Here is a 10,386-nt window from a genome sequence, read left to right on the forward strand (position 1 = left end):
TTCTTCAAGCTCAGGAAATGTCCTGCTATTGGGCAGGAGTCACTGGGAAGCCCGCACTCTATGCGTCAGCATGAGTGTGGGAGTACGTCACCAAGGTAGGGAGCTATGGTAGTTGCAGCCTCTGCAGAAGACTTTGCCCTCTCCACTCAGCTTGGCTGGCCGGAGGCGGCCTATCTGCACATTCCCTTCTGCCGGCAGCGCTGCCACTACTGCGATTTTGCCACCGGCCTGGGCACGCGCGAACTGATCGAAACCTATGTGCAGAGGCTCTGCCAAGAGATCGGCGGCGCCTACCGCTACCGCCATTTGGCCGCGGATCCCCAGCCCTTGACCAGCATTTTTTTCGGCGGCGGCACCCCTTCCCTGCTGACGGTGAAGCAGTTGAGTCGGATTTTGAGCCAACTAAGGGAGAGGATCCCGTTTCATCCCGACTGCGAGATCTCGCTCGAGGCCAACCCCGGCACCCTGACACGGGAGCAGTTGGCAGGCTACCGGGATCTAGGGGTTAACCGCATTAGCCTAGGGGTACAGGCCTTTCAAGCGGAGCTGCTGGCCGCCTGCGGTCGCCTCCATGGGGTGGAAGAAATTTACGAGGCTGTGGCCGACTTGCAGGCGGTGGGCTTTGAGAATTTCAACCTGGATTTGATCTTCGGGCTGCCCTATCAAACTTTAGAACATTGGCAGGAGTCCCTGCAAGCTGTTCTTGAAATCAACCCCACCCATGTCTCCGTTTACGATCTCACTCTCGAGCCGGGAACCCGCTTTGGGCGTCTCTACCGGCCGGGGGAGGCGCCTCTGCCCAGCGAGGAGACCACGGTTGCCATGTACCTGACGGCGCGGGAGTTGCTCACCCAAGCCGGCTACATCCACTACGAGATCTCCAATTTTGCCCGCCCTGGGTATGCCTGTCGCCACAACCGGGTGTACTGGGAAAACCGCCCCTACTTTGGCTTTGGCATGGGATCGGTCGGCTACGAAGGGGGGCGGCGCATTCAACAGCCGAAAACTCTCCACGCATACTTTGAACAGGTCAAAGCGCAGGTTCACCCCCTGCCGCCGCCGGCTTCTGCAGAAGAAATCTGGATGGATACGGTGATGTTGGGGTTGCGCCTCCAGGAAGGGCTGGAGTTGGCAACTCTACAGGAGCGCTTTGGCAGCAGGAAGGTGGAGCAGGCCTTGCAGAGGCTGGATCCCTATTTTGAAAAAGGTTGGGCCAGTTGTGAGGCGGGGCGGCTGCGGCTAGTCCCGCCGGAGGGCTGGCTGTTTTCCAACGAAGTCATTGAAGAGCTTTTGTTTTGAAGAGAACTGGGCAGGACATCAGTGAAGAAAGCAGCCGCCCGGTTCAAAGTCGACCTTTGTCCAACTTGTCTCTCAGAGGGTGGGGATAGCAGGGCTTACTGGCCGGGGGGATGGCGTTGCAAAACCTGCTTCAGGTAGCGCCCCGTATGGGATCCCGGCTGCTCAGCCACTGCCTCAGGGGTGCCTACGGCCACGATCTGGCCGCCCTGGTCGCCCCCTTCCGGCCCCAGGTCGATGATCCAGTCGGCACAGCGGAGAATGTCCAGGTTGTGCTCGATCACCAGCACGGTGTTGCCCGCATCCACCAGCCGCTGCAGGACGTTCAAAAGTTTGTGAACATCGTAAAACGACAGGCCGGTGGAGGGCTCATCCAGCAGGTAGAGGGTTTTGCCGGTGGAACGGCGGGACAGTTCTGCCGCCAGCTTTACCCGCTGCGCTTCCCCGCCGGAGAGGGTGGGGGCCGGCTGGCCCAGCTTGATGTAGTCAAGGCCCACATCGGCCAGCGTCTGTAGAATCTTGGCGGCAGGGGGTAGGGCGGCAAAAAACTCCAGCGCCTCCCCCACCGTCATGTCCAAGACTTCGGCAATGTTTTTGCCCTTGTACCTGACCTGGAGGGTCTCGCGGCTGTAGCGGCTGCCGCCACACACTTCGCAGGTAACATACACATCCGGCAGGAAGTTCATTTCAATCACGTTCACCCCCTGCCCTTTGCAGGCTTCACAGCGCCCCCCCTTGACGTTGAAGGAAAAGTGGCCAGCGTGATAGCCTCTAGCCTTGGCCTCTAGAGTCTGGGCAAAGGCCTGGCGGATGGGATCAAATAGACCCGTGTAGGTGGCAGGGTTGGAGCGAGGGGTGCGGCCAATGGGGGATTGGTCGATGACGATCACCTTGTCGATGTGTTCAACGCCCTGCAGCTCTCCCATTTCCGCGGGTTTGGGCACCTTCTGGCCGAGGTAGTGCTGCAGGGCGGGGTAGAGCAACTCGTTGACCAGGGTGGACTTGCCGGAGCCGGAGACGCCGGTGACGCAGACCAGCTTGCCCAGGGGGATCTCCACATCGATGTGCTTGAGGTTGTTTTTGTGGGCATCGGTGAGCTTGAAGGAAACGGCCTTGCCGGGCCGCCGCCGAGCCGGGGTCGGGATCCGCCGCCGCCCCGACAGATAGGCGCCAGTGAGGGAGCGCTCGCAGGCCAGGATGTCGGCTAGAGACCCTTGGGCCACCACTTCTCCCCCGTGGATGCCAGCTCCAGGGCCAATGTCCACAATGTGGTCGGCGGCGCGGATGGTTTCCTCGTCGTGCTCCACCACGATTAGGGTGTTGCCCAGATCCCGTAGGCGGAACAGGGTTTGCAAGAGGCGGTGGTTATCCCGCTGGTGCAAGCCAATGGAGGGTTCGTCTAGCACGTAGAGCACGCCCGTCAGGCCAGAGCCAATCTGGCTAGCCAGCCGGATCCGCTGCGCTTCACCCCCCGAAAGGGTCATGGCCGGGCGGGCCAGGGTGAGGTAGTCGAGGCCCACATCGATTAAAAACTGCAGCCGGGTTCGGATCTCCCGCAGCACCAGCTCGGCAATCTGGGCCTGGCGGGGGGTGAGCTTGAGGTCTTCCAGGCGGCGCAGGCAATCGCCAATGGAGATCTGGGTGAGATCCGTGATGCGGTAGCCGCCGACGCGCACCGCCAGGGCCTCCGGCCGCAGCCGGGATCCGCCACAGGCAGCACAGGGGCGGTAGGTGAGGTAGGCCTCTAGCTTTTGCCGGTAGGTTTCGGAGGTAGTTTCTTGGTAGTGCCGCTGCAACTGGGGGATCACCCCTTCGTAGCGGCGGTAGTACCCCCGGCCCCGGTAGGGGGATTCCGCTTCAACGTAGATCTCCTGGTCGCTGCCGTAGAGGAGGAGCTGCTGCTGCTCAGGGGTGAGGTCGCACCAGCGGCTGCTGAGCTCAAAGCCAAAGGCCTTGGCGGCCCCCGCCAGCAGGGCCAGGTAGTAGGGGTTCTCCCGCTCGGCCCAAGGTGCGATGGCCGCGTAGAGGGGAAGTTTGGGATCGGGCACGATGCGGTCGGGGTCGAAGATGGGCTCAAAGCCCAAGCCGTGACAGACAGGACAAGCGCCAATGGGCGAGTTGAAGGAAAATAGCCGCGGCGACAGCTCGCTCAGCACCGAGCCATGTTCGGGGCAGGCAAATTGCTCAGAGAAGATCAGCTCCGTCGGCTTGCCGTTGAGGTACTGCCCCGCCACCTCGGCTACTTTTTGCAACAGATGTTCCCGCTCCTCCTCCCGAGGCAAGAGCTCCACTACCGCCAGTCCCCCCGACTGGCGCAGACAGGTGGTCAGGGAATCGGCCAGCCGCTCTGCAATGTCGGGGCCCTTGACCAGCCGATCCACCACCACCTCGATAGTGTGGGTCTTGTTTTTGGCCAACTCGATCTCTTCGCTCAGATCCCGCACTTGGCCGTCGATGCGCACCCGCACAAACCCCTGCTGGCGCAAGCTCTGCAAGAGGGCTGCATGGGTGCCCTTTTTTTCCCTCACCACAGGCGCCAGCAACTGAAAGCGCGTCCGCTCCGGCAGGGCCAGGATCTGGTCCACCATTTGATCCACCGTCTGGGGGGCAATCACCCGGTCACAATGGGGGCAGTGGGGGATCCCGGCCCGCCCGTAGAGCAGCCGCAGGTAGTCGTAGATTTCGGTAACGGTGCCCACCGTGGAGCGGGGGTTGTGGCTGGTGGACTTTTGGTCGATGGCAATGGCCGGGCTCAAGCCCTCGATGCGGTCTACATCCGGTTTGTCCAGTTGCCCCAGAAATTGCCGCGCGTAGGCGCTGAGGGACTCCACATAGCGCCGCTGCCCCTCGGCAAAGATGGTGTCGAAGGCCAGAGAAGATTTGCCGGATCCAGAGACGCCCGTAAACACCACCAGGCGATTGCGCGGGATCCGCAGCTCGAGGTTTTTGAGGTTGTGCTGCCGCGCCCCCACCACATGGATTTCGTTTTGGCCGGACATCTCATCCCCTTTGTGCGCAGCGTGCGTGGATCTGCCGCCAAAGTCGGCGAGTCAAAAAACATTAAAGAACATTAACGATTCTAGTGCTGCGACAGAAGTCTGTCCTCTCCAGGGCGAGCGGGGGTGCCAGCAGGCCGCGTCGGTTTTGGGCAGGGAGCTGGCTTGGCTATCTTGGAAGGGCAACGCAAGGGCTCCTCGAAAAGCCAATGGCCTGGCCGCTCCTTTCTCTCCAAAAGGTCTTCATCTACCTGCTGGTGGGGATCGCCTTCACGGCCCTTTGTCTGGGGGATCAGGCCCTGTCGCCGGCGGTTATCGCCCTCTGCTTGGCGGCGGGGGCTGCCAGTTGGTTTTGGGAGCCGCCCCGGATTAGTTTTGCCCGCTATGCTTCCCTGTGGATGCCCCTGACGGTGAGCGTGTTGGTCAGCTTGGCGGCCCTGGTGCTGGCGGGCGTGCTGCCGCTTTCGGATGGGGCCATAGGCCTGGTGCTTTACCTAACAGGGGCCAAGTTGTTCCAGCGGGAACGGGCAGCAGACTACATCCAGTCGGCGGTGCTGTCTCTGCTGCTGATGGCCATCGCCACCCTCTTCAACGAAGACATCAGCTTTGGGTTTTTATTCCTGCTGTATGTGGGGGTGGGGCTGGTTAACCTCACCCTCTATCACCTGCGCCTGCAGGCGGAGCAGCACCCGCAGGCGGCCAGCCAAGTCCGCGGGATCGACCTCAGCTTTTTGGGGTTTCTGGGATCCCTGGCCTTGCTGGCAACAATTCTCTCGGTGGTTTTGTTTTTCCTCTTCCCGCGGCTCAGCTTGGGGATCTTGGGCCGGCAGGCCCGCTCGCCGGTGATGACCACCGGCTTTGCCGAAGAAGTCAGCCTGGGGGAGTTCGGCACCCTTAAAACCGACAACACCGTTGCCCTGCGGGTGGAGTTCCCGGCAGGGGTGCCCCTCCAGGTGGAGTCCCTCTACTGGCGGGGGATCAGCTTTGATCGCTACGACGGGCGGGCTTGGTCGCGGACGCTGAACCGCGCGATCCCGATTTTCCCCACTGCAGCAGGGGTCTTTGATCTCTCGGCTTCCCCCTTGATCCCCACCGCGAGCGACCTCCAGTTCTTCCCCCTGGAGCAGCGGATTTACCTAGAGCCGCTGGCCACCACCACCGTCTTTGGGGTGGCGCCGCTGCTAGAGGTGGAGTGGCTAGATCGAGGTGGGGCGATGACTCCGCAGCAGGCATGGCAACGGCAAACTCGCCGCCTGCTCCTGCACGAGAGCGGGGATGTCAGCCATTCTCTGCCCCCCCGGCTGCCCTATCTCTACCGCGCCGTGAGCTGGATCCCCCAGGATCTAAGGCCCCGCCTGCGCCAGCTTAGCCAGGAGGAGCTGCTGAGTGCGCTTGACCCAGCCCAGCAGGCAGCCTACCTGCAGTTGCCGGCAGAGCTGGATCCGCGCATTCCCGCCTTGGCAGAGGAGATCACGGCTGGGATCCCCGACGTCTTTGGCAAGGTAGCGGCTCTGCAGAACTACCTGCTGGAGAACTACGCCTACACCACCGATCTGCCGGATCCCGGGGCCGAGCCGCCTTTGGAGGCCTTTTTGTTTACCCACCGACGCGGCCACTGCGAATACTTTGCCACCGCCCTGACGGTGCTGGCCCGCAGCCTCGGCATCCCGGCCCGCGTGGTCAATGGCTTCTTGGGCGGGCGCTGGGTGGCGCAGGAAAAGTACCTGGCGGTGCGCAACGCCGATGCCCACTCGTGGACGGAGATCCCCTTTGGCCCCTATGGATGGATCATCTTCGACGCCACGCCGCCCGAGGCCAATGTCAGCCAGCGGCAAAGCTGGTGGGATCCCCTGCAAGATTTTTACGACAGCCTGCGCTTCCGTTGGTTTAAGTACGTCATCCAGTACGATCTATCCACCCAGCGGCAGATCTGGCGGCAGATTCAGGAGCTGGCCAGCCGCGTGACCGCTCCCCAAAAGCAGGAGGATGTCGTTGCCGCCCTCCGCCGCAGCTTGGTGGGCTGGGGGCAAAGCCTGCAGCAAAACAGCCTGCCGCTGGTGGGGGTGATGGTCATCACTGGCTTCACGGCCTACTGGGGCCGCCGCCGCCGCTACCAGGCCGTGCGCTGGCAGGATGGGGGATGGATCCTCTTGGCCACAGCCGCCAATGGAGTGGTGATGGGATCCCTGTGGCAGCCGTCCCCCCCTTGGCCCACCTGGATGGTCGGGATCCTGCTGCCAAGTCTGGCCTTTGCCGGGATGCGCTGGATCCCGGCGGCCCTGCCCAAGTCCCAGCAGCGCCGCCAGGCCATCTCAAGGCTCTATTTGCAACTGCGAGATCTCTTGACGGCGGCGGGGATCCCAGCCCACCTGGGGCCGGAAGCCTGCCTGGAACACTTGCGCCAGTCCAACTTGCCCCGGGTTGAGCTGGCCATCCAGTTCCTGCAGCGCTACCTGGAGGTGCGCTTTGGCGGGATCCCTTTGCAACCTGGAGAACCGCAGCGTTGGCAACAATACCTCAGACAGCTTAGGCAGGCCTGGCGATTCACCTCTGCCCCCCAAAGCGCTGCTTGATCTGGAACGGCCCAAGCAGCCTTGACGTTATGGGATGGTTAAGAGATAGTTAACAGTAGGTGCAGAGCGCACAATCTACCCTGGGCAATCCAGAACAGCAGCCGTTCCTGCAGGCGAGTTCTGCTTGCAGGGGCAGTTGGGCTCTTGCTAGGTCGTCAAGGCTGTGTTACTTTTCTTAACGTCCAGCCTTGAACAAGCAAGGGCATGCTCACTATGCGTAACCATTCTTTGAGGGCAGCCGTGGCCGCGACACTGTGCCTGCTGTCCTCTTCGCTTTTTTCCTCCGGCCTGGCCCAGGCGGCGCCCAAGCCGACTGGCAACGGGGCGATCTTTTTCCACCCCGATGGCACTTCGGCCTCCCACTGGGACATCACGCGCATTCTCCACTACGGCCCGGATGGCTTCTTAAATTGGGATCGCCTGCCGGTAATCACCACCTACCGGGGGCATCTTCTCGACCAACTGAGCGGAACCTCCAACGCCGGGGCGGTGATTCATGCTACGGGAACTCGGGCTCATGCCAAGAGCTTTGGGTTGGATCCGGACGGCAAAGAGTATCCCTCCGCCAACGGCACCCTGAACACGATTATGGAGGAAGCAGTGGCGGCGGGCTTGGGCACGGCTCTGGTGCAAACGGGATCCATCATTGAGCCGGGAACGGCTGCTTTCGTGGCGGAAGTTCCCAAGCGCAGCGACTATGAGGAGATCGCCCTACAAGTGGTGGAGTCGGGGGTGGACATCATCCTGGGGGCCGGTGAGGAATGGCTGCTGCCGGAAGGCGTCCAGGGTCGCTTTGGCCAAGGGAAGCGCAAGGATGGCCGCAACCTCATCGAGGAAGCCAAGAAAAAAGGGTATGTCGTCGTCTATACCCGCGACGAGCTGCTGAAGCTGCCGGCGGATGCCTCCAAGGTTTTGGGGGTGTTCAACGTCGAGGACACCTTCTACGACAAGCCTGAAGAAGAGTTGCGGAAAGAAAACTTGCCCAACTACATCGCCAGCGCCCCCACCATTGCCGAGATGACCGAATTTGCCCTGGCGCGGATCTCCCGCAATCCTAAGGGCTTCTTCGCCGTCATCGAAGAAGAGGGCACTGATAACATGTGCAACAACCTCAATGCCTCTGGCTGCCTGGAGGCCATGAAGCGGGCCGACGATGCCATCGGGGTGATTCTCAACTTTATCGAGAAGAATCCCAAGACCTTCATGATTACCACCAGCGACAGCAACGCCGGCGGGATGCAGTTGGTGGATGTCGAATCCGCCGAGGAGCCGCTGCCCCCTACTGACCCCGAAGGCAGTGGTGCCCCCATTGACGGAGTTGACGGCACCGGTAGCAAGCCGTTCATTTCCGCTCCCGACAAAAATGGCAAGCGCTTTCCCTTTGCCGTGGCTTGGGCTAGCGGAGATGACGTCGGCAGTGGAGTCATCGCTCGCGCTGCCGGCCTCAACGCTCGGGAGCTGCTGCCCCCCACCGGGATCGCCAATACCGACATCTACCGCATCCTCTACTTCGTGCTCTTTGGGGAGCGCATCCCCAGCGAGCTGAAGCCCTAGTGTCTGCTGTGGTCACCTGCCTTGGGCGGGTGTTTGCCCCACAAGCTCTGTCCGTCACGGGGGATCCATCCAGTGGATCCCCTTTTTTTACGAGACTACACAACGCTTGGATTTCTATGATCGTTTGATCGTTGAACAGACTTGGAGTACCCCTGCTGCACCGCCTGGTAGCGCCGTTTGAACGCCTGCTGCTGCACTTTGTGATCCACGATGGGATCCGGGTAGCCGCAGCGCCGCCGCTCCTGCAGAGCCCAGGATCCCTTGGGATCGTCGCCTACCCACAGCAAAGCGGGGGTATCCAGCCCGGCCAGCTCCGGCAGGTAGCGGCGGATGTACTCCCCTTCCGGGTCGTAGCGGGCCGCCTGGGTGGCCGGGTTGAAGATGCGCAGCGGCCTGGGATCCGTGCCCACACCAGCGCTCCACTGCCAGCCGCCGTTGTTGGCCGCCAGATCCCCGTCCACCAGCTTCTGCATAAAGTAGCGCTCTCCCCAGCGCCAGTCGATAAGCAGATCTTTGGTTAGGAAGCTGGCCACGATCATGCGGCAGCGGTTGTGCATCCAGCCGGTCTCGTTGAGCTGGCGCATGGCCGCATCCACAATCGGGTAGCCCGTCTGCCCGGCGCACCAGGCCTGAAACCAATCTTGGCGGTTGTCCCACTCCAGCGCATCAAAAGCGCGCCGATAGGCGCCGCTCTCCACGTGGGGCCAGTGGACCAAAACATGCTTGTAAAACTCGCGCCAGCACAGCTCCTGCCGCCAAGTCTTCAGGCTGCTCTCGGCCTCTTCGCTGCGCACCTCCGCTTCCACCTCCCGCGTGGCCTGCCACACCTGGCGAATGCCGATCGTTCCCCAGCACAAGTGGGGGCTCAGTAGAGAAGTGCCCGGCTCAGCCGGGAAGTTGCGGGCTCGCTCGTAGTCCAAAATGCGCAAACCCTGACAAAAGTCTTCCAAAAGGGCTTGAGCCGCTGCTTCCCCCGCTGCTGGGATCCGCTGGTCGCAGACAAAGCCCAAATCTGCCAAAGTCGGTAGAGGCTGCGCTTTTAGTCCCGATACCGGCTGCAGACCCTCGGGGGTTGGGTAGGGATCCCGCTTGGGCAAGCTCGCCCACCTGCGCCAGAAGGGAGTGAAGACCGAATAGGGCTCCCCCGCCTGGGTCAACACCTCTCCCGGCCCGTGCAGCAGCATATCTTGGTAAGAAAAAGAGGGGATCCCGGCTGCCGTCAAGCTGGCCCGCACCCGACTCTCCTGCTGCCGGGCCAAGGGATCCAGATCTTCGTTCCAGAACACGGCCTGCGCCCCCAGCTCGGTGGCCAACTGCCGCAGCTCCGCCAACGGATCCCCCCGCCGCCAGAGGAGCGGGATCCCCATCTGGGCGTAGCGTTCCTGCAGCTCCTGTAACGCCTGGAGGAGAAACGCCACCCTGGCTGGGGCCATATCCGCCCGCTGCAAGACCTGCGGGTCGAAAACGAAAACCGGCACCACCTGGGAGCTGCGCTGCGCCGCCGCGTGGAGGGCTGTGTTGTCCGCCAGCCGCAGATCGCGGCGATGCCAGAGGAGAACCGGGGAAGTCATAGGAGGCCAAGCAACCGGATCCCATCTTGGCCGCTTTTTCTTCCTCTCTTCAACCCCAGGCTGCCGGCAGAGGTGGGCAAATGATGTCTATTCCCCCAACAGACGTCCAGGGCAGGGACAACAGCGCTCGTCAAGGTTTCGCTGGCCATCGCTGGAGCCCATGGCGTAAGCTGTATCTCCCGGCCTCACCACCAACTGAGTCAGCTTGAGGGCAAGTAGCGGATCGAGCGGCTCCGGTACATTAAGTAGGAACTGCTCAACGGAGCGCCGCAGCGCCTCTGGCGTCTTGCTCATCACGTCTCCATCCATCCATCGATGGCTTTAGCTAATCCGCCGTTCGCGCTAGCGGGACGTAGTCCTGGAAGCCCCGCTCTGTACCCCCCTATATCCCAGCCC

The 10,386-nt window shown here is 62.1% G+C and carries 6 protein-coding genes; 3 read left to right on the forward strand and 3 right to left on the reverse strand.

The genetic code is table 11. The features are described 5' to 3' along the window. The first annotated feature begins 105 nt into the window (after positions 1 to 105). Positions 106 to 1,299, forward strand: coding sequence for a radical SAM family heme chaperone HemW (gene hemW, locus NW809_RS07585; RefSeq protein ID WP_414401858.1), 1,194 nt, complete (start codon positions 106 to 108; stop codon positions 1,297 to 1,299). Between the two features lie 95 nt (positions 1,300 to 1,394). On the opposite strand, the gene uvrA is transcribed toward hemW, so the two are convergent. Next, positions 1,395 to 4,295, reverse strand: a complete 2,901-nt coding sequence (gene uvrA, locus NW809_RS07590; RefSeq protein ID WP_414401859.1) for an excinuclease ABC subunit UvrA — start codon at positions 4,293 to 4,295, stop codon at positions 1,395 to 1,397. A 206-nt stretch (positions 4,296 to 4,501) separates the two neighbouring features. Between uvrA and NW809_RS07595 the strand changes: the two genes are divergently transcribed. Both NW809_RS07595 and NW809_RS07600 read left to right on the forward strand, forming a co-directional pair. After that, a complete protein-coding gene (locus tag NW809_RS07595; RefSeq protein WP_414401860.1) occupies positions 4,502 to 6,865 on the forward strand; it encodes a DUF3488 and DUF4129 domain-containing transglutaminase family protein in 2,364 nt (787 codons plus the stop codon). Positions 6,866 to 7,078: 213 nt separating this feature from the next. Further along, positions 7,079 to 8,419, forward strand: coding sequence for an alkaline phosphatase (locus NW809_RS07600; protein WP_414401861.1), 1,341 nt, complete (start codon positions 7,079 to 7,081; stop codon positions 8,417 to 8,419). 95 nt (positions 8,420 to 8,514) lie between these two features. On the opposite strand, the gene NW809_RS07605 is transcribed toward NW809_RS07600, so the two are convergent. Together NW809_RS07605 and NW809_RS07610 are read right to left on the reverse strand one after the other, a co-directional pair. Continuing rightward, positions 8,515 to 9,990: a cryptochrome/photolyase family protein gene (locus NW809_RS07605; protein WP_414401862.1), complete on the reverse strand. Its 1,476-nt coding sequence runs from the start codon at positions 9,988 to 9,990 to the stop codon at positions 8,515 to 8,517. 87 nt (positions 9,991 to 10,077) lie between these two features. Beyond that, on the reverse strand, positions 10,078 to 10,284 hold the full coding sequence (locus NW809_RS07610) for a hypothetical protein (RefSeq protein WP_240530343.1): 207 nt from the start codon (positions 10,282 to 10,284) through the stop codon (positions 10,078 to 10,080). Positions 10,285 to 10,386: the final 102 nt, after the last annotated feature.

Origin of the sequence: Synechococcus sp. WC101, from assembly GCF_047461555.1 — a bacterium.
Taxonomy (GTDB): domain Bacteria; phylum Cyanobacteriota; class Cyanobacteriia; order Thermostichales; family Thermostichaceae; genus Thermostichus.

Coding starts and splice junctions, on each gene's coding strand:
- hemW (WP_414401858.1), top strand. CDS start 106: ATGGTAGTTGCAGCCTCTGCAGAAGACTTTGCCCTCTCCACTCAGCTT.
- uvrA (WP_414401859.1), bottom strand. CDS start 4,295: ATGTCCGGCCAAAACGAAATCCATGTGGTGGGGGCGCGGCAGCACAAC.
- NW809_RS07595 (WP_414401860.1), top strand. CDS start 4,502: ATGGCCTGGCCGCTCCTTTCTCTCCAAAAGGTCTTCATCTACCTGCTG.
- NW809_RS07600 (WP_414401861.1), top strand. CDS start 7,079: ATGCGTAACCATTCTTTGAGGGCAGCCGTGGCCGCGACACTGTGCCTG.
- NW809_RS07605 (WP_414401862.1), bottom strand. CDS start 9,990: ATGACTTCCCCGGTTCTCCTCTGGCATCGCCGCGATCTGCGGCTGGCG.
- NW809_RS07610 (WP_240530343.1), bottom strand. CDS start 10,284: ATGAGCAAGACGCCAGAGGCGCTGCGGCGCTCCGTTGAGCAGTTCCTA.